The sequence below is a fragment of the Burkholderia sp. LFS061 genome, assembly GCF_047978125.1.
Taxonomy (GTDB): Bacteria; Pseudomonadota; Gammaproteobacteria; order Burkholderiales; family Burkholderiaceae; genus Burkholderia; species Burkholderia pyrrocinia_C.
The window spans coordinates 288,604-312,302 of the sequence record NZ_JBFPFS010000001.1 but is presented as its reverse complement, the minus strand read 5'-3'; the positions used below and the strand labels follow the sequence as shown (position 1 = coordinate 312,302).

The 23,699-nt window shown below is 68.2% G+C and carries 19 protein-coding genes and 1 pseudogene; 12 read left to right on the top strand and 8 right to left on the bottom strand.

Annotated features, from left to right (window positions below):
• Window positions 1-273 precede the first annotated feature (273 nt).
• From ACNQQL_RS01430 to ACNQQL_RS01415, 4 genes are all read left to right on the top strand, one after another.
• A complete protein-coding gene (locus tag ACNQQL_RS01430) occupies window positions 274-1,692 on the top strand; it encodes an MFS transporter (protein WP_347062944.1) in 1,419 nt (472 codons plus the stop codon).
• Between the two features lie 390 nt (window positions 1,693-2,082).
• Entirely contained in the window at window positions 2,083-3,384 is a 1,302-nt protein-coding gene (locus ACNQQL_RS01425) for a hypothetical protein (RefSeq protein WP_347062943.1), read from the top strand.
• Between the two features lie 161 nt (window positions 3,385-3,545).
• Complete coding sequence (locus tag ACNQQL_RS01420) at window positions 3,546-4,658, top strand: porin (RefSeq protein WP_347062942.1); 1,113 nt, start codon at window positions 3,546-3,548, stop codon at window positions 4,656-4,658.
• An 8-nt stretch (window positions 4,659-4,666) separates the two neighbouring features.
• Window positions 4,667-5,719, top strand: a complete 1,053-nt coding sequence (locus tag ACNQQL_RS01415) for a nucleoside hydrolase (RefSeq protein ID WP_347062941.1) — start codon at window positions 4,667-4,669, stop codon at window positions 5,717-5,719.
• A 27-nt stretch (window positions 5,720-5,746) separates the two neighbouring features.
• Here ACNQQL_RS01415 and ACNQQL_RS01410 read toward each other — a convergent pair whose 3' ends face one another.
• On the bottom strand, window positions 5,747-6,658 hold the full coding sequence (locus ACNQQL_RS01410; protein ID WP_347062940.1) for a LysR family transcriptional regulator: 912 nt from the start codon (window positions 6,656-6,658) through the stop codon (window positions 5,747-5,749).
• A 93-nt stretch (window positions 6,659-6,751) separates the two neighbouring features.
• Between ACNQQL_RS01410 and ACNQQL_RS01405 the strand changes: the two genes are divergently transcribed.
• Together ACNQQL_RS01405 and add are read left to right on the top strand one after the other, a co-directional pair.
• Window positions 6,752-8,101, top strand: coding sequence for an NCS2 family permease (locus ACNQQL_RS01405; protein WP_347062939.1), 1,350 nt, complete (start codon window positions 6,752-6,754; stop codon window positions 8,099-8,101).
• Between the two features lie 44 nt (window positions 8,102-8,145).
• On the top strand, window positions 8,146-9,246 hold the full coding sequence (gene add, locus ACNQQL_RS01400; protein WP_347062938.1) for an adenosine deaminase: 1,101 nt from the start codon (window positions 8,146-8,148) through the stop codon (window positions 9,244-9,246).
• A gap of 36 nt (window positions 9,247-9,282) precedes the next feature.
• On the opposite strand, the gene ACNQQL_RS01395 is transcribed toward add, so the two are convergent.
• Together ACNQQL_RS01395 and ACNQQL_RS01390 are read right to left on the bottom strand one after the other, a co-directional pair.
• Window positions 9,283-11,508, bottom strand: a complete 2,226-nt coding sequence (locus tag ACNQQL_RS01395) for a penicillin-binding protein 1A (protein WP_347062937.1) — start codon at window positions 11,506-11,508, stop codon at window positions 9,283-9,285.
• A gap of 97 nt (window positions 11,509-11,605) precedes the next feature.
• Entirely contained in the window at window positions 11,606-13,141 is a 1,536-nt protein-coding gene (locus tag ACNQQL_RS01390; protein WP_347062936.1) for a PLP-dependent aminotransferase family protein, read from the bottom strand.
• Between the two features lie 123 nt (window positions 13,142-13,264).
• On the opposite strand from ACNQQL_RS01390, the gene ACNQQL_RS01385 reads away from it, so the two are divergent.
• Window positions 13,265-13,903, top strand: coding sequence for an FMN-binding negative transcriptional regulator (locus tag ACNQQL_RS01385; RefSeq protein ID WP_347062935.1), 639 nt, complete (start codon window positions 13,265-13,267; stop codon window positions 13,901-13,903).
• 50 nt (window positions 13,904-13,953) lie between these two features.
• Here the strand turns inward: ACNQQL_RS01385 and ACNQQL_RS01380 are convergent, their stop codons facing one another.
• Entirely contained in the window at window positions 13,954-14,535 is a 582-nt protein-coding gene (locus ACNQQL_RS01380) for a thioredoxin family protein (RefSeq protein WP_204421931.1), read from the bottom strand.
• Between the two features lie 233 nt (window positions 14,536-14,768).
• Between ACNQQL_RS01380 and ACNQQL_RS01375 the strand changes: the two genes are divergently transcribed.
• Window positions 14,769-15,509 (top strand): response regulator, encoded by a 741-nt coding sequence (locus tag ACNQQL_RS01375; protein WP_111018914.1) that lies wholly within the window; start codon window positions 14,769-14,771, stop codon window positions 15,507-15,509.
• Window positions 15,506-16,828 carry an ATP-binding protein gene (locus ACNQQL_RS01370; RefSeq protein WP_204421930.1) on the top strand — a complete coding sequence of 441 codons (1,323 nt, stop codon included), beginning with the start codon at window positions 15,506-15,508 and terminating at the stop codon, window positions 16,826-16,828. The genes ACNQQL_RS01375 and ACNQQL_RS01370 overlap by 4 nt, the downstream gene beginning before the upstream one ends.
• 66 nt (window positions 16,829-16,894) lie before the next feature.
• Here the strand turns inward: ACNQQL_RS01370 and ACNQQL_RS01365 are convergent, their stop codons facing one another.
• From ACNQQL_RS01365 to ACNQQL_RS01350, 4 genes are all read right to left on the bottom strand, one after another.
• On the bottom strand, window positions 16,895-17,506 hold the full coding sequence (locus ACNQQL_RS01365; RefSeq protein WP_347062934.1) for an alpha/beta fold hydrolase: 612 nt from the start codon (window positions 17,504-17,506) through the stop codon (window positions 16,895-16,897).
• A 53-nt stretch (window positions 17,507-17,559) separates the two neighbouring features.
• Complete coding sequence (locus ACNQQL_RS01360; protein ID WP_347062933.1) at window positions 17,560-18,294, bottom strand: metallophosphoesterase family protein; 735 nt, start codon at window positions 18,292-18,294, stop codon at window positions 17,560-17,562.
• Between the two features lie 88 nt (window positions 18,295-18,382).
• Window positions 18,383-18,919 (bottom strand): GNAT family protein, encoded by a 537-nt coding sequence (locus tag ACNQQL_RS01355; protein WP_347062932.1) that lies wholly within the window; start codon window positions 18,917-18,919, stop codon window positions 18,383-18,385.
• A 12-nt stretch (window positions 18,920-18,931) separates the two neighbouring features.
• Window positions 18,932-19,564 carry a LysE family translocator gene (locus ACNQQL_RS01350; protein ID WP_347062931.1) on the bottom strand — a complete coding sequence of 211 codons (633 nt, stop codon included), beginning with the start codon at window positions 19,562-19,564 and terminating at the stop codon, window positions 18,932-18,934.
• A gap of 303 nt (window positions 19,565-19,867) precedes the next feature.
• Between ACNQQL_RS01350 and ACNQQL_RS01345 the strand changes: the two genes are divergently transcribed.
• The 3 genes and pseudogenes from ACNQQL_RS01345 to ACNQQL_RS01335 all read left to right on the top strand — a co-directional run bounded on the left by ACNQQL_RS01345 (window position 19,868) and on the right by ACNQQL_RS01335 (window position 23,692).
• Entirely contained in the window at window positions 19,868-21,061 is a 1,194-nt protein-coding gene (locus ACNQQL_RS01345; RefSeq protein ID WP_347062930.1) for a porin, read from the top strand.
• 60 nt (window positions 21,062-21,121) lie between these two features.
• Window positions 21,122-21,292: pseudogene (locus ACNQQL_RS01340) on the top strand (aldehyde-activating protein); the annotation flags it as partial.
• Between the two features lie 474 nt (window positions 21,293-21,766).
• Window positions 21,767-23,692, top strand: a complete 1,926-nt coding sequence (locus ACNQQL_RS01335; RefSeq protein ID WP_072443722.1) for an SMP-30/gluconolaconase/LRE-like region family protein — start codon at window positions 21,767-21,769, stop codon at window positions 23,690-23,692.
• Window positions 23,693-23,699 lie beyond the last annotated feature (7 nt).

Here is a 23,699-nt window from a genome sequence, read left to right as displayed (position 1 = left end):
TGCGGCAGGCCCGTACCGTCGGGCCGGCACCGCCGAGGCTCGGCACGGGCGGCGCCGGATCGTCGTTCCAACGCTTTTTCCATACCCGACAGACGGTTACGCAATTTACACATTGTCCGGCGCGAAATCGGGGCGTCCGAATCGGCTCGGTGCACGCAGCGCGGCCGGACCGCAGGCGGGCGTGCCGGTACAATGCAGCGATTCGCCCGACGGCGGCTCGACGGTCGCCGGACAACAACACACAACACGACACGATCAGGAGACGCGCCCAAGATGGCCTCAACGGACAGCCTTTCGCAGGCATCTTCCCATTCCCCATCCATCGACCCCGGCTCCATCTCGGCCCGCCTGGACCGCCTGCCGCCGACCCGCAGCGTCTGGAAACTCGTCGTACTGCTGAGCCTCGGCTTCTTCTTCGAACTCTACGATCTGCTGTACAGCGGCTACGTCGCGCCCGGCCTCGTGAAAAGCGGCATCCTTTCCGCGACGACACACGGCCTGTTCGGCACCACCGGCGTCGCGAGCTTTATCGCCGCACTGTTCTCCGGGCTGTTCATCGGCACGATCGCGTGCGGCTTTCTCGCCGACCGCTTCGGCCGCCGCGCGATCTTCACGTGGTCGCTGCTGTGGTACACGGCCGCCAACGTCGTGATGGCGTTCCAGGACACCGCGGCCGGGCTGAACTTCTGGCGCTTCGTCGTCGGTCTCGGGCTCGGCGTCGAGATGGTGACGATCGGCACGTACATCTCCGAACTCGTGCCGAAGCAGATCCGCGGCCGCGCATTCGCGTGCGAGCAGGCGGTCGGGTTCGTTGCGGTGCCGGTGGTCGCGTTCCTCGCGTACCTGTTCGTGCCGCATGCGCCGTTCGGCCTCGACGGCTGGCGCTGGGTCGTGCTGATCGGCGCGCACGGCGCGCTGTTCGTGTGGTGGATTCGCCGCGAACTGCCGGAAAGCCCGCGCTGGCTCGCGCAGCAGGGCCGGGTCGACGAAGCCGACCGCATCATGCGCGCGCTCGAGGCGAAGGTCGAAGCCGAATACGGGCGGCCGCTGCCGCCGCCCGCGCCGGCCGAGCCGGTGCCGCCGCGCGGCAGTTTCCGCGACATGTGGGTGCCGCCGTATCGCAGCCGCACGATCATGATGACGATCTTCAACGTGTTCCAGACGGTCGGCTTCTACGGCTTCGCGAACTGGGTGCCGACGCTGCTGATCAAGCAGGGCATCACGATCACGTCGAGCCTGATGTATTCGAGCGTGATCGCGCTCGCGGCGCCGATCGGCCCGCTGATCGGGCTCGTGATCGCCGACCGCTTCGAGCGCAAGTCGGTGATCGTCGCGATGGCGGCGGCGATCGTCGTCTGCGGGCTGCTGTTCAGCCAGACGACGGTAGGTGCGTTCCTGATCGTGCTCGGCATCGGCCTCACGCTCGCGAGCAACATCATGTCGTACAGCTTCCACGCGTATCAGGCCGAACTGTTCCCGACGTCGATCCGCGCACGGGCCGTCGGTTTCGTCTATTCGTGGAGCCGCTTCTCTGCGATCTTCTCGTCGTTCGTGATCGCGGCCGTGCTGAAGGGCTTCGGCACCTTCGGCGTGTTCGCGTTCATTGCGGGCGCGATGGCGATCGTGATGGCCGCGATCGGACTCATGGGGCCGCGCACGAAGGGCATCGCGCTCGAAACCATTTCGAAGTAGTCGGTGGTGGCGCACGCGTGTCGCATGGTTCGTGCGGCATGCGTGCGATGCGGTTTTCCCGGAGGAAAACGGCGTCGCCGAAATGATTTGGCATGCGAATTTGTTTGGTGGAAAACATCGTTGCGGGCGGAGCGCAAAAACCCGCCGGGCGCATGCTTTGAAACGTCCAACTTACAAGGTTGCCACGCGACGACGCCGCAAGCGGCAACGAGTTGAAACAAAGCGTGACGAAGCGCAAATCCGCCGAGAAACCGCGACTTTGGCCGCTGCCGATTCCTGCGCTGGCGCGTAGAATGAAGGGCCTGACGACTCATTAGCCGCCATCGGACCGCACGCGTTGCATCAGCGAAAGGCTCCACCGCGAAGAGGCGTCGGCGCCGGACGCACACGATGCGCCGGACGTGTCGATGGCTCGCGCGGACGATGCGCCGCTCGCAACAGCAACATGCGGCGGCCGGACCGGCCGATGGCTTCGAACATATGATGCTTTCCATCCTGACGCGGCGATTTGCGAAGCCACGTTGCCGTACCTGCACAGTCGCCGCGTATGCGTGGCTCGCTGCCATGCTACCGATTGCCGTTCTTGCCTGGCGGCCTGCCTTTGCGGCATCCAGTGCCCCGTCGTCCGCTGTTATGTCATCCTCATCGGTTGCGTCGCCGGCGTCGGCGGCTTCCCATGCGCATCCGGCTTCGTCCGCGCATGCGTCGTCGAGTGCGTCGGCCGCGCAGCCCGCGATTGCGGCATCGCATGTGCATCATGTGGAGCCTGCCGGCGCGGCATCGGGCGCATCGGCGGCTTCCGCGGCGTCCACTGCCGAACCTGCGTCGGACGCGTCCGCCGTACCGGCCAGCGAGGCCGAGCCGCCCGTGCCGACCCCGCCGCGCCGGCATCCGCCGCTGTCGGCCGACGAGGCGAAAAACGCGACGGCACGCGCGATCGACATGCGCAAGCGCTTCACGCAGGAGGTCACGCGGCGCCTGAACGTACCCGTAAGCGAGCAGCGCGCATACGGCGAGCGGCTCCAGAAGGCGCTCGCCGATGCGGACCTCGGCGACCTGGCTGGCGAATACGTCGCGATGGTCGACCGCGCGCCGAACGTGCAGGCGCTTTTCATTTACTTCCGCGCGACGCCGGCCAATGCGTGGCTGATGATCGGCGCATCGCCGGTCGGCACCGGGCTGCCGGGCAAGTACGATCATTTCGTGACGCCGCTCGGCGTGTTCCATCATTCACCCGACAACATGGATTTCCGTGCGGAAGGCACGACGAACGACAACGGCATTCGCGGCTACGGCCGCCGCGACTTGCGCATCTACGACTTCGGATGGGAGGACGGCGAGCGCGGCTGGGGCAAGGGCGGCGTGTCGCCGATGCGCTTCCAGATGCATGCGACCGACCCCGACCGCCTCGAACCGCTGCTCGGCATCCGGCACTCGAAGGGATGCGTGCGGATTCCCGCGTCGCTGAACCTGTTCTTCGACCGGCACGGCTTGCTCGACGACGACTACCAGGCGCGCGTCGAGGCCGGCAAGTCGCTGTGGGTGCTGCGTCGCGACCGCGACATCACGCCGATCGCGGGCCGCTACCTGGTCGTGATCGACAGCGCACGCAAGACGCGCCCGGCGTGGTCGCCGCTGCCGGGGCGCAACGCGTGGTCGAAGCTGCCGAAGGGCGGCGATACCGCCGATTGACAACCGCTCCGGCGGGCGCGGGAGGTGCGACGATGAGAATAAATCCGTTTTATTGATACATAAGAAAAGCAAACTTTTATTATCCGATCCGGGTTCGTATAGTCGAGGCCAGTTTCGCGGAACCCTGCCGCGCCTGGACCACCACCGATCACACGACCCGCATGAAAACTCTCTACAAGCTCGCTCCGCTCGCGATGCTCGGCGCCTTCGCGACCCATGCCGGTGCGCAAAGCAGCATCACGCTGTACGGTCTGATCTCGGCCGGCGTCGGGTTCGCGACGAACCAGGGCGGCAAGAACGCCTGGCAGGCGCTGTCCGGCACGAACCAGAACCCGCGTTGGGGGCTGAAGGGCAAGGAGGATCTCGGGCAGGGGCTGTCGGCGATCTTCCAGCTCGAGAACGGCTTCAACGTGATGACGGGCACGGCCGCGCAAAACGGCCGCGAGTTCGGGCGCATGGCCTACGTCGGCCTTGCCGACCGCACGTACGGCTCGCTGACGTTCGGCCGCCAGTACGACGCGATCCACGACTACATCGGGCCCGTGATCATCGCGAGCAACGGCGTGAACATCGGCGACAACGACAACGGCTACAACGACATTCGCGTGCAGAACTCGGTGAAGTACGTGAGCCCCGTCTACTACGGCCTGAAATTCACCGCGCTGTACGGCTTCAGCAACGCGACGGGCTTCGCGAACAACAGCGCATACAGCTTCGGGCTCGGCTACGAGCGCGGCCCGCTGCGCTGGAGCGCGGTCTACGCGCAGTACAACCATCCGTACAGCGGCACGAACCAGGACGGCGCGATCGCGAACGACTATGCGTCGCCGTTGCTGATCTTCAGCAAAAGCGCGATGACGCCGGCGGCGTACGCGAGCCGGCAGCGGATCGCGGGCACGGGCGGCTTCTACACGATCGGCCGCGCGCAGTTCGCGGCGATGTTTACCGACGTGCGCTACGATTACCTCGACAATTCGCACCTGCACCTGCAGAACCTCGGCGTGAACATCGTCTACACGATGACGCCGCAGCTTTTTCTCGGCGCCGCGTATGCGTTCACGAACGGCAAGTACGACGTGATCGACAAGCGTCCGAAATGGCACCAGGTGAACCTGCAGGCCGACTACTTCCTGTCGAAACGCACCGACGTCGCGCTGACGGTGATCGCGCAGCAGGCGGCCGGCGACGCGGACCATGCGCAGATCTTCGCGTACGCGCGCTCGACCGGCACGCGCCAGATGATGGCGACGCTCGGCGTCCGGCACGTTTTCTGAATCCGACCATGACCCATCCGATCGCATCGCGCCGCACCTTCCTGAAACTGTCCGCCGCGCTGGCCGGCACCGCGCTGCTGCCCGAAACGGGGGCGTTCGCCGCCGGCGGCGACGCCGCGCGCCGCACGGTGATCATCGATACCGACCCGGGGCAGGACGACGCCATCGCGATCCTGTTCGCGCTCGGCGCGCAGGATCGGCTCGACGTGCGCGCGCTGACCGCCGTCGCGGGCAACGTGCCGCTCGACCTGACCGAACGCAATGCGCGGATCATCCGCGACTGGGCCGGACGCACGAAGACGCTGCCCGTCTATGCGGGCTGCCCGCGCCCGCTCGTGCGCGAGCTCGTGACGGCCGCGAACGTGCACGGCAAGACGGGGCTCGAAGGCATCGAACTGCAAGAGCCGCGCGAGCCGCTCGCGACCGGCCACGCGGTGTCGTACCTCGTCGATACGCTGAGCCGCGCGGCGCCCAACAGCGTGACGCTGTGCGCGCTCGGCCCGCTGACGAACATCGCGACCGCGCTGGTCGAAGCGCCGCAGATTCGCGGCGCACTGCGCGAAATCGTGCTGATGGGCGGCGCGTTCTTCGAGCGCGGCAACATCACGCCGGCCGCCGAGTTCAATATCTACGTCGATCCGCAGGCGGCGGAAGTGGTGTTCGGCAGCGGCGTGCCGATCGTCGTGCTGCCGCGCGACGTCGCGGTGAAGGCGCCGATCACGCCGGCGCGCGTCGCGCCGTTCCGCGCGCTCGGCAACCGCTGCGGCGCGATCGTCGCGGACATCATGACGGCCGAGCTCGCGTACAACAAGAAACGGCGCGGTGTCGACGACGGACCGATGTACGACCCGACCGCGGTCGGCTATCTCGTCGATCCGACGATGTTCAACGGACGCAAGGTGAATGTCGTCGTCGAGACGACCGGGCAGTGGACGCTCGGCGAGACGATCGTCGACTGGAACGGGCGCAGCGGCCGTGCGGCGAACGCGACGTGGATCAACGAGGTCGACGCGGACCGCTTCTACGCGGCGCTCGTCGAGCGCATCGCGAAGCTGCCCTGAGCGCGTGACGTCGCGCGGCGAACGGAATCAGATGTGCTTCGCAATCCACTCGCGGCACGCGCGCACGTGCGGGCCGCGATCGTCGGCGGCGAGCGAGATCAGCGAGATCGCGCGCGTGACGCGCGGTTTGTCGACGCGCAGCGCGACGAGATCGGGATCGTGCAGATGCATCGTGTAGAGGCTCGGCAGCACGGCGGTCGCGAGGCCGTTGCGCGCGAGCGCGTAGAGCGGCTCGGTGTATTCCATCCGGTACGTGACGTTCAGGCGCAGCTTCTCGGCGCCGCCGGTGCGGTGCAGCGATTCGCTGACGCTGCCGCGTACGAACACGGCCAGCTCGCGATCGACGAGCTTCGCCCACGTGACGCCTTTCGCGCGGGCAAGCGGATCGTCGTGCCGCACGACGATCACGATCTCGTCCTCGAACAGTTGCCGGTAGCGCAGCGTGCCGTCGTCGCTGTCCGGTTCGCGCACGCCGATGCCGAGATCGGCGACGCCGTCGCGCACGGCTTCGACGAGTGCGCTGTTCGGCAGGTCGGTCAGCGTGAAGCGCAGCGTCGGATGCGTGCCGCGCAATGCGTTGAGCGCGGGCAGCAGGCGACCCGCGACCGACGGGATGAACGCGATCCGCACGGTCTGGATGCGTTCGCCGATGAGCCGCGTCATGTCGTCGAAGGTGCCGCGCGCCTGATTGAGCAGGCGTTCGGCGAGCGGCAGCACGGCAACGCCGGCAGACGTCAGCGTGAGCCGGTGCGCGGAACGCGCGAACAGGCGTCCGCCGAGCAGGAACTCGATCTGGCGGATCGACGCGGTGAGCGCGGGCTGTGTGAGCGACAGCGCCTGCGCGGCCTGCGTGAAGCTGCGTGCATGGGCGAGCACGACGAAGTGCTGGACCTGCCGCAGCGTGAGCGCGGGCAGCAGCGACGAGCGGTCGGACGACATCGGCAATAACGGTCGGGATGCGGTACGCGGCAGTATAAGACCGCGCTGCATGAATGGGCACAGGACAATATTCGGAATCACAGGAGAACCACCATGTCAGCGACTGACACGATGCCGGCGCGAGCGCCGGCCAACTGGCTCGAACGCCGCTTCGCGCTCGCCGCGCGCGGCACGAGCGTGCGCACCGAGACGATCGCGGGCGTTACGTCGTTTCTCGCGGCCGCGTATCTGCTCGTCGTGATCCCGTCGCTGCTCGCCACGGGCGGCATGGAGCGCGGCGCGGCGACGAGCGCGACGATCGTCGTGTTCGTGCTGTTCACGACGCTGATGGGGCTCTACGCGAACCTGCCGTTCCTCGTCGGCCCCGGCATCGGCGGCTCGGTGATCGTCGGCGTGACGCTCGCGACGACGGAACACGTCGGCTGGCAGACGGGCCTCGGCATCGCGTGCGTGTCGGGCGTGCTGTTCTTCCTGCTGACGATCCTTGGTGCGCGCGGCGTCGTGGTGCGGCTGATTCCCGTGCAGATCAAGCTCGGGCTCGGCGCGTCGATCGGGCTGTTCGTGACGATGCTCGGGCTGCGCAACGCGGGAATGGTCGTCGCGAATGCGAAGACCAATGCGTTTGCGCTCGGCGACTTCTCGCGGCCGGGCGCGCTCGTCGCGCTGATCGGCCTGGCGGTTGCGGTCGTGCTGCAGGCGCGCAAGGTACCCGGCGCGATCCTGATCGCGATCCTCGCCGCGGCTGCGGCCGGCGTGCCGCTCGGCGTCACGCACTTGCCCGCGTCGTTCGTGTCGCTGCCGCACAGCATCGCGCCGATCGCGTTCAAGCTCGATATCGGCAGCGCGTTGAGCCTCGCGGCCGCGCCGTATCTGTTCGCGTTCTTCGCGGCGGAATTCTTCTCGACGCTCGGCACCGCGCTCGCGGTCGGCGCGAAGGCGAACCTGCTCGACGAACACGGCAACCTGCCGGACATCAACCGGCCGTTCCTCGTCGATTCGCTCGCCGCGACGATCGGGCCCGTGTTCGGCATCCCCGCGCTGACCGCGCTGATCGAATCGGCGGCGGGCGTCGAGGCCGGCGGCCGCAGCGGGCTGTCGTCGCTGGCCGCGGCCGTGCTGTTCGCCGCGATGCTGCTGTTCGTGCCGGTGGCGCTCGCGATCCCGAAAGAGGCGACCGCACCGGCGCTGATCCTGATCGGACTGTCGATGTTCGCGACGATCCGCCATACGCATTTCGACGACTTCACCGACGCGCTGCCCGTGATGTCGATGGTGCTGCTCACGCTGATGTCGAACAGCTTCGGCACCGGCATCGCGGGCGGGCTGCTGTGCTACGTGCTCGTCAAGCTGCTGGCCGGCCGCTGGCGCGACGTGTCGTTGGGGCTCGTCGTGCTCGCGATTCCGCTCGGTTATTACTTCTGGACCGTCGTGAAGCCGCACTGAGAGACGGCTTTCGCGACGCAATTGCAATACCCAAAGAGAAAGACATGAAGGGAACACCAGGCAACGTCCCGGCCGCGCGCACGGGCATCGAGATCACGCCGGCCCATCGGGCCTTCTTCCACGCGCTGCCGAAGGTCGAGCTGCATTGTCACCTGCTCGGCGCGGTGCGGCACGGCACGTTCGTCGCGCTCGCGGAACGCAGCGGCGCGCCGATCGAGCGCGCGGAGATCGACGCGTTCTATGCGCGCGGCGACAAGCCGGTCGGCGTGCTGCACGTGCTGCGCGCGCTCGACAAGTATCTGCTCACGCAGCCTGACGATCTGCGAAGGATTGCATACGAGTATCTGGAGGATGCGGCCGCACACAACGTGCGGCATGCGGAATTCTTCTGGAATCCGACCGGAACGGTGCGCGTATCGGGCATCGCGTATGCGGACGCGCAGGCCGCGATCGTGACGGCGATCCGCGATGCCGCGCGTGATTTCGGGATCGGCGCACGCCTGATCCCGAGCATCGACCGCGAGCAGGATCCCGACGAGGCAGTGGCGATCGTCGAATGGATGAAGGCGAATCGCGCGGACGAAGTGGCGGGGCTCGGGATCGACTATCGCGAGAACGACCGGCCGCCGGAACTGTTCTGGAAGGCGTACCGCAACGCGCGCGCGGCCGGTTTCCGCACGACCGCGCATGCGGGCGAGTTCGGGATGCCGTGGCGCAACGTCGAGACGGCCGTCGACCTGCTGCAGGTCGACCGCGTCGATCACGGCTATACGATCGTCGACAACCCCGAGCTGTGCGCGCGCTATGCGGAGCGCGGGATCGTCTTCACCGTCGTGCCGACGAATTCGTACTATCTGCGCACGCTGCCGCCGGAGCAATGGGCGGAACGGCATCCGATGCGCAAGATGCCGGGCCTCGGGTTGAAGATCCATCCGAACACCGACGATCCGACGCTGCACAAGGTCGATCCAAGCGAGGCGTGGGAGCTGATGTTCAGCCATTTCGGCTTCACCGTTGCCGAGCTGAAGCAGTTCATGCTGAACGGGATCGACGGCGCGTGGGTGGACGACGCGACGAAGGCCACGTGGCGTGCGGCGTGGGCGCCGGAGTTCGATGCACTGGCGGCCACGCTCGCGGCGGGCTAAGCGCAGTTGTATGTATATGTTCCGCCGACGGCACGCTCAGCGGAACAACTTCAGCCAGTCGAACAGGCCGGGATGCGGGCGCCGCCTCGGCGCCGGCGCGCTGCGCGGCCGGAAGTCGGGCGAGAACTGCGCACGCGGATCGATCGCACGCGCGCGCAGTGCCGCATCGTAGAAACTGCCGACGATCGGCAGCGCGCTGTGCGCGCCCGCGCCCCAGTAGTCGCTGCGAAGCGTCACGCTGCCGTCGTCGAAGCCGACCCATGCGCCGGCCACCAGTTGCGGATGCATCAGGATGAACCAGCCGTCCGTGTTGTCCTGCGTCGTGCCCGTTTTGCCGGCGACATCCACGCGAATCCCGTAGCGCGAGCGGATGTCGGCGCCGGTGCCGCGGTCGACGACATCGCGCATCACGTCGACGAGCGTCTGTGCGGCAGGCGCCGGCAACGCGCGTTCGGGCGGTGCGCTGCCGAATGCGGCGAGCACCTTGCCGTCGCGATCCTCGATGCGCGTGATCGTCTGCGGCGCGACGTACACGCCGCGGTTCGCGATCGTGCCGTATGCGGACACCATCTCCTTCAGCGTGACGGGGCTCGTGCCGAGCGCGAGCGACGGCACCGCGTCGAGCGGACTGTCGCGCACGCCCATCGCGCGCGCGAGCTGCGCGACCTTCGCGGCGCCTTCCTGCTGCATCACCTGCGCGGTAATGCGATTGCGCGACAGCGCGAGCGCGTCGCGCAGCGTCATCGGCTCGCCCGTCGGCGGCTCCTCGTCGGTCGGGCGCCACACCGCGCGGCCGTCCACGGGAATCGCGACCGGGCGGTCGATGAACGTATCGCCCGGCCGCATGCCGTCCGCGAACGCGGCGCCATAGACGAACGGCTTGAACGTCGAGCCCGGCTGGCGCCGCGCCTGCGCGACGTGATCGAACGGCTCGCTGCCGAAATCGGGGCTGCCGACCCATGCCCTGATCGCACCGTTGCGCGGATCGATCGCGACGAAGCCGGCCTGCACCTGCGTCTTGCGTTCGCACAGCGCATGCATGAACGCGCGATTCGCGCCGAGTTGCTTCAGCGCCGCTGCATCCGCGAGCCCCGCGTCGCGGGCACTGCGATAGTCGGAGGTCTGGCGGATGAAGCCGCGGAACAGGTCGTTGCGCAGCCCGCAGCCGGACGGGCCGCGCCATGCGCTGTCGGCGATCGCCTGTAGCTGCTCGGTCTGCTGCGTCAGCGCCTGCGTCGCCATGTCCTGCAATCGCGAATCGAGCGTCGTGCGCACGACGAGGCCGTCCGAGTAGAGGTCGTAGTTGTTGCGGTCGGCCCACGCGATCAGCCACTTGCGAAGCTGCACCGCGAAGTGCGGCGCGAGGCCGGGCTGCGCCGTCTGCGGCTCGAAGTCGACGCGCAGCGGCTGGCGCTGCAATTTCGCGAGCTGCCGCGGCGACAGCATGCCCATCGTCGCCATCCGGTCGAGCACGATGTTGCGCCGCTGAACCGCGCGTTCCGGATTCAGCACCGGGTTGTAGTAGCTGTTGCCCTTCAGCATCCCGACGAGCGTCGCGCTTTCGGCGATGTCGAGCTGGTTCGCCGATTTGCCGAAGTACGTACGCGCGGCCATTTCGACACCGAACGCGTTGTACAGGAACGGCACGGTATTCAGGTAGGTTTCGAGGATCTCGTCCTTGCTGTACACCGTCTCGATCTTGAACGCGGTGATCAGCTCCTTCACCTTGCGCGTGAGCGTCAGCGAACGGCCGACTTCGTCCGGATACAGGTTGCGCGCGAGCTGTTGGGTGATCGTCGAGCCGCCCTGGCGCGCGCCCGAGAACGTATGCAGCCCGGCCGCGATCGTGCGGCGCCAGTCGATGCCGTGATGCGCGTAGAAGCGGTGATCCTCGGTCGCGATCAGCGCGTCGACCATGTGCGGCGAGATCTGCTTGAGCGGCACCCATTCGCGGTTGACGGGCCGGAACTCGGCGATCAGCTCGCCGTCGGCCGACAGCACGCGCGCGGGGCGGTCGATGCGCGCCTTGCGGATGTCGCCGATGCTCGGCGTGAACGGGACGAATGCAAGCAGGACCAGCAGGCCCAGCACCGGTATCGCGGCGAGCGTCAGCGCCACGCCGCGCCGCGTCGGATGACGCAGGCGATGCAGCGCGCCGGCGCACAACGCGCGGGTGCGCGCAAGGCAGGCGGCGGCGAGCGGCGCGACGCGGGCGCGGCAGCGGAGCCACGCGTTTCGAAGAAACGGCATGAAGCGATTCACGGCGGCAGGGGCGTGGACGGAAGAGGCGCGATCCTAGCAAATGGCGCACGCGTGCCGGCGGCCGAAACGGCCTTTTGCTTGCAGGAGTTACAGACGATTACGTTTGTTGCCCGCGGACAACCTTTTGCGGCGTGCGCGGCCGCGATTCTCCCGACGAAACCACGTCCGCGAGCCGCTGCGCGGCCGCCTCCATCTGCGCGCGGCCGAAGCCGCCGAAGCCGAGCACGAGCCCCGGCCGGGCCGTGCCCGGCGCGAACATCGGCGACACCGCGCGCACCGCGACGCCGGCCTGCGCCGCGCGCGCGACCACGTCGAGATCGTCGATCCCTTCGGCGAGCCACAGCACGACGTGCATCCCCTGGTCGCCCGGCTGCACCCATGCGCGTTCGCGCGGCAGCCGCGCGCCGAGCGTGTCGATCAGCAGCGCGCGCTGTTCCGCGTATACGCCGCGCACGCGGCGGATGTGGCGGTCGAGATGGCCTTCCGCGATGAACGCGGCCAGCACGTGCTGGTCGGCGGTCGGTGCGTGGCGATCCATCAGCACGCGCGCGCCGCAGAACGCGGGCACGAGATCGTCGGGGGCGATCACGTAGCCGAGCCGCAGCGACGGAAACAGGATCTTGCTGAACGTGCCGAGATAGATCACGCGGTCGGGCGCGAGCCCCTGCAGCGACGGGAACGGATAGCCTTCGTAGCGCAGTTCGCTGTCGTAGTCGTCCTCGACCACCCACGCGCGCCGCGCGCGTGCCCATGCAAGCAGCGCGTTGCGCCGCGCCATGCTCAGCGGCATGCCGAGCGGGTACTGGTGCGACGGCGTGACGAATGCGGCACGCGCATGCGGTGCCAGGCGGATGCCCGCGTCGACGTCGATGCCGTCGGCATCGACCGGCACGCGGACCATCGCGTCGCGCCGCCCGGTGCTTTCGAGCAGCGCGGTGATGCCGCGATAGGCCGGATTCTCGACCCACGCCTGATCGTCCGCGCCGAGCAGCACCTGGCTCGCGAGATGCAGACCCTGCTGCGTGCCGCTCGTGATCACGACCTGGTCGGCCGTGCAGCGCACCGAGCGCGACCGGCGCACGTAGTCGGCGATCGCTTCGCGCAGCGGCAGCGCGCCTTGCGGATCGGCATAGCCGGACGGCGCGCCGGCGCCGCGTGCGCGCAGGCGGTTGCCGAGCCGGCGCCAGATGTCGTCGGGCGCGGTGAGGCCGATCGGTACCGAGATCGCGAACGGCAGCGCCGGCAGCGGACGGAATTCACGGGCGATCCGCGCGAAGGTGGCGGCCGGTTCGGGCAGCCCGGTGCGCGCCGGGCATCCGCGTTGGGCTGGCGGTTCGGGTTCGTCGACGGGCGGAGGCCCGGCGAGCGCATGCGCGACGCGCGTGCCCGCGCCGCCGCGCGATTCGAGGAAGCCTTCGGCGACCAGCTGCGCATACGCGTCGACGACGGTGCCGCGCGCGACTTGCAGCGCGGCCGCCAGCAGCCGCGTGGACGGCAGCGTATCGCCCGGACGGACGTCGCCGCGGCGCACGGCGTCGCGCAGCGCCTGCGCGAGCTGGCGGCTCAGGTCGCCGGCCGCGCGATCGAGCGCGCCGAGCGACGGGATTTCGACGTTCCGGGCCGTTCTTGCCATGATTCTGGTCTGCTGAAAATGTTCCAAACCGGCTCTACAGCATAAACCAGTTTGGGGTAACAATCTGCGCATGACGGGCCCGCGCCCGAGCCATTTCAACCGCCGCATGACCGTGGAGCCGACATGTACGTCCCCGCCGATTTCAACGAGCCCAACCCCGATGCGCTGCGCGAGCTGATCGTGCAGCATCCGTTCGGCAGCCTGATCACGCACGGGAAGCACGGGCTCGACGCGAACCACCTCCCGTTCGAGCTGCTGCCCGGCGACGGCGGGCTCGGCGAGCTGCACGCGCACGTCGCGCGCGCGAATCCGGTCTGGCAGGACGTCGCGAACGGCGACGAGGTGCTCGTGATCTTCCGCGCCGGCGACGCGTACATCTCGCCGAACTGGTACCCAAGCAAGCACGTCGCGCACCGGCAGGTGCCGACCTGGAACTACGTGGTCGTGCATGCGCACGGCCGCATCACGGTGCGCGACGACGAGAAGTTCGTGCGCGGCGTGGTCGCGCGGCTGACGCGCACGCACGAAGCGTCGCAGCCGGTGCCGTGGAAGATGGGCGACGCGCCGGCCGATTATCTCGACACGATGCTGCAGGCGATCGTCGGGCTGCAGATCGAGATCACGCGGTTCGTCGGCAAGCGCAAGCTCGGGCAGAACAAGGCCGAAGCCGATATCCGCGGCGCCGGCGACGCGCTGATCGCGGACGGGAAGCTCGCGATCGGGGAAGCGATGCTGGCGGCGGCCGACGCGAAGCGCAAGTGAGCGCATGACGCACGCGCGAGGGCGGGTGCCGTGCCCGTGCGCCGGCCCGATTACTGCGTGCGCGTCGTTCCCGTCATCCCTTCCCCCGCCTGCGCGAGCGCACCGCGAATCGCGGCCTCGGTCTTGTCGTACCCGCCTTCGCCATAGCGCGTATAGACGACCTTCCCGTTCGCATCGATCAGGTACAGCGCGGGCCAGTACTGGTTGCCGTACGCGCGCCACGTGTCGTAGCGGTTGTCCTGCGCGACCGGATACCGGATGCCGAAGCGCTTGATCGCATCGGCGACGTTACCCGCGTCGCGCTCGAACGGATATTCGGGCGTATGCACGCCGACCACCACGAGCCCCTGGTCGCGATACTTCCGGTACCAGTCGTTCACGTACGGAATCGTATGAATGCAGTTGATGCACGAGTACGTCCAGAAATCGACCAGCACGACCTTGCCGCGCAACTGGTCGAGCTTGAGCGGCGCGCTGTTGTGCCAGCGGTCGATGCCGGTGAAATCGGGCGCCGGCGTGCCGGCCAGCGAGGTCGTCATGCCCGCGTCGGCGCGGGTGCCGGCGAAGGCGGCGAGCCCGGCCGTGGCGGCGAGGGCGATGACGAGGGCGGCGGTCTTGAGGCGGGGCAGCATGGCGTTCTCCTGATCGGGAGGCCGCCGCTCGGGCGCGGCGGCCGGACGGGTTTCGACAGGCCCCATTAGGCTGCGCCGACGTATCTGCGATGTGTCCGGCGAGCCGCGCGTGTGCAATGTTGTGTGTCGTCGCGGCCGCGCGATACATTGGGATACAAACGCGTGTCCGCCGTGCGGTATAAATGCGGACATCGCCAGCCCGAACCACCCGACACCGACAGCGACACCGACTCATGGACAAGATCGACCACGTGCTGATCGTCGACGACGATCGCGCGATCCGCGAACTGATCGCGGGCTACCTGGAGAAGAACGGCATGCGCGTGTCGCTGGCCGCGAACGGCCGCGAGATGCGCAACGCGCTGGACGACGGCGCGCCCGACCTGATCGTGCTCGACCTGATGCTGCCGGGCGAGGACGGCCTCACGCTGTGCCGCGACCTGCGCGCCGGCAAGTTTCGCACGGTACCCGTGCTGATGCTGACCGCGCGCGGCGAGGAAACCGACCGCATCATCGGCCTCGAGATGGGCGCCGACGACTACCTGGCCAAGCCGTTCGCGGTGCGCGAGCTGCTCGCGCGGATTCGCTCGGTGCTGCGCCGCGCGCGCATGCTGCCGCCCGGCATGCAGGTGACGGAAACGGCCGAGCTGCTCGCGTTCGGCGAATGGCGGCTCGACACGACGGGGCGCCACCTGCTCGACGCAGAAGGCACGCTGGTCGCGCTGAGCGGCGCCGAATACCGGCTGCTGCGCGTGTTCCTCGACCATCCGCAGCGCGTGCTGACGCGCGACCAGCTGCTCAACCTCACGCAGGGGCGGCAGTCCGACCCGTTCGACCGGTCGATCGACCTGCTCGTGAGCCGGCTGCGCCAGCGGCTGCGCGACGGCGCGCGCGAGCCGCGCTACATCAAGACCCTGCGCAACGAGGGCTATGTGTTCTCGTCGGCCGTAACCGCCGTCGACGGTACATCATGAGCGCGCGCACGCTGTGGCACTGGCCGCGCTCGCTGTTCGCGCGGCTCGCGCTGATCCTGTGCGTGGGCCTCGCGCTCGCGCAGACGCTGTCGTTCTGGCTCACGGTGACCGAGCGCGACCAGGCGACCACCAACCTGATGATGGGCTACATCGAGCGCGAGGTCGCGAGCTCGGTCGCGCTGCTCGACCACCTGCCGCCCGCCGAGCGCACCGCGTGGCTGCCGCGCCTCGCGCGGCGCAGCTATACGTTCATCCTCGGGCCCGGCGAAACGGGCACCCCGCCGGAGGCGCGACTGTCGGCGCGCGTCGAGCGGTCGATTTCCGACGGCATCGGCGGCGACTATCCGCTGACCGCGAACGCGATCCCCGGCGACCGCGAACATCTGCAGGTGCACCTGCGGCTGACCGACGGGTCGCCGCTGACGATCGACATTCATCCGATGTCGACGGTGCCGCTGTCGGGCTGGCTGCCGGTCGTGCTCGTGCTGCAGCTCGCGGTGCTGGCCGCGTGCTGCTGGCTCGCGGTGCGGCTCGCGACGCGTCCGCTCAAGCAGCTCGCGCAGGCCGCCGACGCGCTCGGCCCCGACCTGAAGGGCGAACGCCTGGACGAAGGCGGGCCGTCCGAGGTCGCGCGCGCCGCGCGTGCGTTCAACGCGATGCAGGATCGCATCGCGCAGTACATGGCCGAACGCATGCAGATCCTCGCGTCGATCTCGCACGACTTGCAGACGCCGATCACGCGGATGCGGCTGCGCGTCGACGTGATGGACGACGACGTGCAGGGCACGAAGCTGCGCCAGGACCTGATCGAGATGGAGCATCTGGTGAAGGAGGGCGTCGCGTATGCGCGGACACTGCACGGCACCGAGGAAGCCGCGCGCCGCATCGATCTCGATGCGCTGCTCGACAGCATCGTGTGCGACTACACGGATGCGGGGCAGGACGTCGCGCTGCACAGCCGCGCGCCGCTCGCGCTCGTCACGCGGCCGAAGGCGCTGCGACGTATCGTCGGCAACCTCGTCGACAACGCGCTGAAGTTCGCGGGCGCGGCCGAGATCGACGTGCACGCCGCGCCGGACGGCGGCGCGGTCATCGCCGTGCTCGACCGCGGGCCCGGCATTCCGGACGATCAGCTCGACGCGGTGTTCGAGCCGTTCCGGCGCGTGGAGACGTCACGCAACCGCGAGACGGGCGGCACGGGGCTCGGTCTTGCGATCGCACGGCAACTGGCGCTCGCGATGGGCGGCACGCTCACGCTGAACAACCGGCCGGACGGCGGCGGTCTGGAGGCGAGGCTGACGCTGAGGAATGCGGGGTGATGTGAGACGGCGCGTGAGCGGCGCGTCTTCAGGTTCCGGTTTGGGTTACGGCTGAAGCACGCGACGTCACACGCGCTGCAGATGCGCGTCGACGAGCGGTGCGAGCGCATGCGCATGCACGGCCGCGAGATCGTGCCGGCCGCCCGGCACGACGTGCAACTGCGCATCGGGCAACCGTTCGAGCAGGCGCCGGCCGGCCGCGACGGGGCTGATCGGATCGTCGTCGCCCCACAGCAGCAGCGTCGGCTGTGCGATGCGGCCGATGTGCTGCGACAGGTCGGCGCGCAATGTCATGAACCAGTCGGGCAACCGCGGGTTCGCTTCGGCGAAGCCGGCACGCCAGTCCTGCGCGCCGAGCCCCTGCATGTCGAGGCCGCCGGACGTGACCGTCAGCACCAGGTGCGTGACGAGTTCGGTTTTGTCGAGCGCCGCACGCATCGCGATCACGCCGCCCATCGATTGCGCGATCACGGCGGTCGGCCGGTCGATCGTTTCAAGCACATGACGCACGAGGCTGTCGAAATCGTCGACGGACGGATCGCGCGGCGTATCGCCGAAGCCTGGATAACCGACGATCCGCCGCTCGGCCGGATACGTCAGCAGGCCAGCCAGCGGTTGCCAGAAAGCGGTGCTGCCCGATGCGCCGGGCAGGAAGAGCAGTTGCGATGGAACGGGCATGGCGAGTCGGTTTTCCGATGAACGAAGCGGGGTGGCGGGGAGGCGCGGTCGCGTCAGCACCGGCCGGTGCGCAGCGCGATGGCCCAGTCGTCGCGCCCGCGCGATGCCGCGGTGGCGGCGGCCGTGTGCCAGTCGTATTCGACCGCATGGAATTCGACGCGCCAGCCGGCCGCCGTGCGCGACACCATCGCGTAGCGCGCATGCGGCGAGCCGGTTTCGATCCGGTGCGGATGCGGCAGGTCGTCTGTGTATGCCTGCAGCCCGACGCTGCCCGGGTTGACGATCAGCCGGCCGTCGGCGAGCTTCGCGGTGCGCGGTACATGCGTGTGGCCGCACAGGATCAGCGACGCCGGCGCGTCGCCCGCGCGCTGCGCGATCTCGTCGGGCGTGGCCGCGCGGCAGCCGTCGGGCGTGACCGTTTCGAGGAAATAGACGAGGTCGCTGTCCGGCGTGCCGTGCACCATCAGCACGTCGTCGTCGAGCGTCACGCGTTCGGGCAGCGCGGCGATCCAGTCGAGATGGTCGGCGCGCAGCGTGTCGCGCGCCCAGCGATCCGACAGCCCCATCGACGCGCGATCGCCGACGAGCAGTTGTCGTTCGTGATTGCCCTTGACGGTCGGCAGGTCGAGCGCGATCAGGCGGTCGGCCGTTTCGGCCGGATGGAGCGCGCCCGACACGATGTCGCCGAGATTGACGATCACGTCGGCGCCGCGGCGGCGGACGTCGTCGAGCACAGCGTCGAGCGCGGCGAGATTGCCGTGGATGTCGGAGAGCGCAGCGATTTTCATGGCGGACCGTCGAGGCAGGGAACGGCGATTGTCGCCAATTCGGCGCGGGCCGTCCAATCGCGCCCGCGGTGTAGCCCGGTGCAGCGCGTCAGTCGGTCGCGAGCCGCGCGTACATCGCGAAATTGCCCGGCGTGCCGCGTACCATCCGGTACGCGCGCAGCAGCCCTTCGTAGCGGTAGCCGCACTTCTGCAGCACGCGCGCGGAGCCGGCGTTGCTGGTCAGCACGACGCCCTGGACGCGCATGAAACCGCCGTCGGCGAATGCCCACGCTGTGACGGCTTCACACACTGCACTCGCGATTCCGCGCCCCCAGTGCGCCGGCGCAAGGTCGTACGCGATTTCCGCCGAGCGGTTCGCGGTGGACACCGTATGCAGCCCGATCGTCCCGGCGAGCGCGCCCGATGCGGTGTCGACGATCGCAAGACGCCGGATCGAATCGGGGTCGGCCGATTCGATGTTGTCGAACAGCGGCAGCAGATCGTCGCGCGAGCGCAGGTTCCAGCTCGTGTGGCGGATCACGTCGGGGTTCGACAGGTATGCGTACCACGCGTCGAGATCCGCGCGTTCGAGCTGCCTGAGCGACAGGCCGGGAAAGCCGGAGCGAGGCGGTGCATCGACCCTCATCGGAACCCGCCCCTACGCGGCATGACGCCGGTACAGCGCCAGCGAACCGGCAAGCGCGAGCAGCATCGCGCCGCACGTGCGCTCGAGCCACAGCGCGCCCGAGCGCTTCAGCAGCCGCACCGCGCGTGCGCCGAGCAGCGCATAGCCGAACATCACCGCGCCGTCGAGCAGCGCGAACGTGACCGCGAGCGCGACGTATTGCGGCGCGAGCGGCGCGGACGGATCGAGGAACTGCGGCAGGAACGCGGAGAAGAACAGATAGCCCTTCGGGTTCGTCACCGCGGTCAGGAAGCTCTTCGCGAAGATCGACGCGTTGCGCCCGGGCGCCGCGCCGCCATGCGCGGTGGCGACGTCGAGCGAACCTTTCGACGTCAGCAGCCGGATGCCGACATACGCGAGGTACGCGGCGCCGAGCCACTTCACCACCGAGAACCAGAACGCCGACGCCATCAGCAGCGCACCGAGGCCGAGCGCGACCGCGACGATCAGCACGAAGTCGGACAGCATCGCGCCGGCGAAGCCGTAGGCCGAGCGGCGCACGCCGTAGCGCGAGCCGTTGGTCAGCGCGAGCAGCACGGTCGGGCCGGGTGTCACGATGCCGACGAACGCGACGGCGGCGAAGATCAGCAGGGTCGTTTCATTCATGAAGGAACTCCCGATGGGTGGCGCGCGTTCGATTATCGGGGGCGCGCACCCGCGCTGTACAGGCACGGCGGTCGTGCGCGTGGCCGCGCTTTCGACTATCTCGACTTTGGCAAGAAACTGTTTTCATTATTGCGCTTTAGTCTGGGATCGGTTCCATCTACCATGGCGGCCGCAGCGGGCCTGGCCGCCGCGATGCCGCGCGCGGACGCCGCCGGCCTCGCACTGCCGGCGGATCTCGCCGCCCGCGCGCTACTCGCAACATCAAGCCAGAACAACGGGTTCACCGCCCGGAGACACAAAACCATGAACAAGCAACTGATCGCAGCACCGCTGCTGCTCTCGCTCGCGGGCAGCGTTTTCGCACAAAGCTCCGTCACGCTGTACGGCATCGTCGATGCGGGCGTGACCTATCGCAGCAATGAACGGGTCGGCTCGGCGGGCGTATACGCCGGGCATTCGAGCGTCGGTCTCACGACCGGCAACCTGTCCGGCAGCCGCTGGGGCATCAAGGGGTTCGAGGATCTCGGCGGCGGGATGCGCGCGCTGTTCGTCCTCGAGAACGGCTTCGACATCGCCAACGGCACGTCGGGCCAGGGCGGCCGCCAGTTCGGCCGGCAGGCGTTCGTCGGCATCGGCAGCGACCGCTACGGCGCGGTCACGCTCGGCCGCCAATACACGTCGCTCGACGACTTCGTGAGCCCGGTCGGCCCGTCGTCCTTCATCGGCGGGTTCGGCGCGCACCCGGGCGACATCGACGATCTCGACCAGACCGCGCGCGTCGACAGCTCGATCAAGTACACGAGCGCCAACTACGCGGGCTTCACGTTCGGGGCGCTGTACGGCTTCGGCGGCCAGCCGGGCAGCATGAAGCAGCGCAACACGTGGAGCGTCGGCGCGGCATACGCGGCGGGCCCGCTGCGCGTCGGCGTCGGCTACGAGCGCTCGGACAACAGCAAGACGGGCGCGACCGACCCGACGACGGGCAAGTGGCAGAGTACCGACGACGGCCTGTTCAACTCGTCGATCAACGAAGGCTATGCGAGCGCGCAGTCGCAGCAGGTCATCGCGACGGGCGCGACGTATGACTTCGGCCCGGCCGTCGTCGGCGTGAACTACAGCAACGTGCAGTACCGCGGCGGCGACCGTTCGCTGTTCGCCGGCCACGCGACGTTCAACGTCGCGGGCGTGTTCACGCGCTGGAACGTGCGGCCGCAGACGCAACTGTTCGCCGGCTACAGCTACACGCGCGGCAGCGATGTCGATGGTGTCGACGGCCGCGCGCAGTATCACAACGTGACGCTCGGTGCCGTCTACGACCTGTCGAAGCGCACCAGCGTGTACCTGCTCGGCGCGTACCAGCATGCGTCGGGCATGACGCTCGACGCGCTCGGCCGGCCGGTGGCCGCGACCGCGTCGGTGTCCGACAAGGCGAACGGCCATTCGTCGGACTCGCGGTCGCAGGCGATCGTCAGCCTCGGGTTGCGCCAGAAGTTCTGACGCGCAGCAGTCGTTGCGGCCGCAACGTCGTTCGCAGCCGGTGCGGTGTCGTCCGTCACGCTGCGTGTCGTGCCGAACCGCCTGACCGCGCGTGCGCGCGGCGGGCAACTGCCGGGCGACCTGCAGCCGACGATGCATCCGTTCTACCGGCAGCGCGTGATCGACGTCGTCGATGCGCTGCCGAAATACCTCGACGGATGGGACGGCCCGACGCTCGACAACGCGAACTGAACGATCGCGGCCGCGTGCCGGCACGGTCGGCGCGCGGCTTGTTCCGCCGCATCCTTCTTCAGCGTTCCTTCCTTTCTTCCGCCCGCCGCGTTCGCGGCACGCCCGATGCGCCAGTTTGCGAAACGCCGATTGCGCCGGATAATATTTTTTCTCTTTCATTTTAATTTCGATTTGTAATCATCGAGCCTCTTTCCGGCGGAATGAAAAGGCAATGCGGGCATGTCAGAAAAAATGACGCATCCGCATTGAGCGACCCGGAAGAAAATGCCGGGGAAAAGCGCCGAAATCGCGCTGCCGGCGGGCCGTTGCGGTGTGGCGAGCGGGTTTGACCATCATTGACGAAAAAGCGCCGGACGGCATAAAGCACGCGGTGAATAATTCGGGATGACGGCGAATGCGCTTTTGCCCGAATCACCAAGATTTCATGCGTCGCGATTTACAGTGTCGACACACGATCGTCCGGGAGCATTATTCATGTCAATGAAACAAATTCGCGCGGCATTGCTGGGAATGTGCATCGCCGTGCTGGCGCCCGCGAGTCACGCGCAGGCGCAATACTCGACGGACTGGCTCGCGAACACGTTCGGTACGCTGGCCGCCCACGTGGGCAACGGCGCGCGCTCGATGTGGGTTGCGCCCGAGGGCGTGATCTACACGGCGTCGCGCTGGGACGAGAACGCGGGCGGCGTCGCGATTTACCAGAACGGCCAGCCGCTCGGCACGATCGGCATCCACGACGAATTCCAGGGCGGCGCGATCACCGGCAATGCGTCGTCGCTGTTCGTCGCGCTCGGCTACAACCGCACGTTCGGCAGCGGCTCGGTGGGCCGCTACAACCGCGGCACGAACCAGCGCGACCTGCGCATCCCGGTCAGTGTGTGGACGGGCGTCCAGTACGCGGACGTGATCACGGGCCTCGCGACGGCCGGCAACCTGCTGTACGTGAGCGACTTCTACGGCAACCGCGTGCGCGTCTATACGACGGACGGCGTCTGGCAGCGCGACATCGGCGTATCGGGGCCGGGCGCGCTGGCGCTCGACGCCGCCGGCAACCTGTGGGTCGCGCGCAAGAGCGCGGGCGTCGTCGCGCAGTTCAGCGCGACCGGCACGGCGATGAACACGATCCAGATGGCGGCTGGCGCGCGGCCGGCGTCGCTGTACTTCGATGCGTCGATGGGCCAGCTGATGGTGGGCGACGAAGGGCCCGACATGAACATCAAGGTCTACAGCGGGCTCCTCGGCCTGCCGGTCCAGGTCGGCACGTTCGGCGTGCAGGGCGGTTATCTCGACACGACGACGGGCATAAAGGGGCAGGTCGGCGACAAGCGCTTCACGCGCGTCGCCGCGCTCGGCAAGGATTCGGCCGGCAACCTGTACGTGCTGAACAACGCATGGGGCGGCGGCTGGGATCTCGGCCGCAACGGCAGCACCGACCTGCATTCGTACAGCCCGACGGGCGCGCTGCAATGGAAGCTGCAGGCGCTGAACTTCGAGGGGATCGCCGCGCCCGATCCGGTGACGGACGGTGCGTTCTTCTACAGCGGCAACAACGTGTACACGGGTTCGGCGGGCGGCACGTTCGTCGCGAACACGGTCGACCCGTTCACCTATCCGAAGGACCCGCGCCTCGACATGAAAGACTATCAGCGCGGCCAGCACTTCGGCCAGCTCGTGATGGTCGGCGGCAAACGGATTCTCGTCGCGTCGGGCCAGAACCCGGGCAACTTCAACTTCTATTACTTCAACACGGCGAGCGGCTATATCGCGATTCCGGCCGGCTCGCTGCCCGGCAAGCCGTTCAACACGACGCTGCAGGTGACGGCCGGTTTCGCGATCGACGACAACGGCGACGTGTGGGCAGGGCTGGACGGATCCAACGCGATTTCCCGCTACCCGATGACGGGTTTCGACGCGACCGGCAAGCCATCCTGGGGCAAGCCGACGACGACGCCCGTGCCGAGCACCGTGTCGCCTGTCACGCGAATCATCTACCAGGCGGACAGCGACACGATGATCCTCGCGCAGGGCCTCGCGGGCAACTGGGACTGGACCGCGATGAACGGGCACATCGAGGTCTATCACGGCTGGAAGAACGGCAACACGAGCGCGCCGAATCCGGTAATCAACCTGACGAGCGCGAATCCGAAATCGATCGCGGCCGCCGGCCACTACCTGTTCGTCGGCTACGTGCACACGGTGCCGAACATCGACGTGTTCGACCTGAACACCGGTGCGCTCGTCACCACGCTGACGAATTCGAACACGTCGGCGATGGACGTCGGCAACGACGTCGACTCGATGTACGGCGTGCGTGCATACCTGCGCTCGACCGGCGAGTACGTGATTACCAAGGACAACTACAACGGGTCGAGCATCGTCGTGTATCGCTGGCGTCCGTGACCGCGCC

Coding starts and splice junctions, on each gene's coding strand:
- ACNQQL_RS01430 (WP_347062944.1), top strand. CDS start 274: ATGGCCTCAACGGACAGCCTTTCGCAGGCATCTTCCCATTCCCCATCC.
- ACNQQL_RS01425 (WP_347062943.1), top strand. CDS start 2,083: ATGCGCCGGACGTGTCGATGGCTCGCGCGGACGATGCGCCGCTCGCAA.
- ACNQQL_RS01420 (WP_347062942.1), top strand. CDS start 3,546: ATGAAAACTCTCTACAAGCTCGCTCCGCTCGCGATGCTCGGCGCCTTC.
- ACNQQL_RS01415 (WP_347062941.1), top strand. CDS start 4,667: ATGACCCATCCGATCGCATCGCGCCGCACCTTCCTGAAACTGTCCGCC.
- ACNQQL_RS01410 (WP_347062940.1), bottom strand. CDS start 6,658: ATGTCGTCCGACCGCTCGTCGCTGCTGCCCGCGCTCACGCTGCGGCAG.
- ACNQQL_RS01405 (WP_347062939.1), top strand. CDS start 6,752: ATGTCAGCGACTGACACGATGCCGGCGCGAGCGCCGGCCAACTGGCTC.
- add (WP_347062938.1), top strand. CDS start 8,146: ATGAAGGGAACACCAGGCAACGTCCCGGCCGCGCGCACGGGCATCGAG.
- ACNQQL_RS01390 (WP_347062936.1), bottom strand. CDS start 13,141: ATGGCAAGAACGGCCCGGAACGTCGAAATCCCGTCGCTCGGCGCGCTC.
- ACNQQL_RS01385 (WP_347062935.1), top strand. CDS start 13,265: ATGTACGTCCCCGCCGATTTCAACGAGCCCAACCCCGATGCGCTGCGC.
- ACNQQL_RS01380 (WP_204421931.1), bottom strand. CDS start 14,535: ATGCTGCCCCGCCTCAAGACCGCCGCCCTCGTCATCGCCCTCGCCGCC.
- ACNQQL_RS01375 (WP_111018914.1), top strand. CDS start 14,769: ATGGACAAGATCGACCACGTGCTGATCGTCGACGACGATCGCGCGATC.
- ACNQQL_RS01370 (WP_204421930.1), top strand. CDS start 15,506: ATGAGCGCGCGCACGCTGTGGCACTGGCCGCGCTCGCTGTTCGCGCGG.
- ACNQQL_RS01365 (WP_347062934.1), bottom strand. CDS start 17,506: ATGCCCGTTCCATCGCAACTGCTCTTCCTGCCCGGCGCATCGGGCAGC.
- ACNQQL_RS01360 (WP_347062933.1), bottom strand. CDS start 18,294: ATGAAAATCGCTGCGCTCTCCGACATCCACGGCAATCTCGCCGCGCTC.
- ACNQQL_RS01355 (WP_347062932.1), bottom strand. CDS start 18,919: ATGAGGGTCGATGCACCGCCTCGCTCCGGCTTTCCCGGCCTGTCGCTC.
- ACNQQL_RS01350 (WP_347062931.1), bottom strand. CDS start 19,564: ATGAATGAAACGACCCTGCTGATCTTCGCCGCCGTCGCGTTCGTCGGC.
- ACNQQL_RS01345 (WP_347062930.1), top strand. CDS start 19,868: ATGAACAAGCAACTGATCGCAGCACCGCTGCTGCTCTCGCTCGCGGGC.
- ACNQQL_RS01335 (WP_072443722.1), top strand. CDS start 21,767: ATGTCAATGAAACAAATTCGCGCGGCATTGCTGGGAATGTGCATCGCC.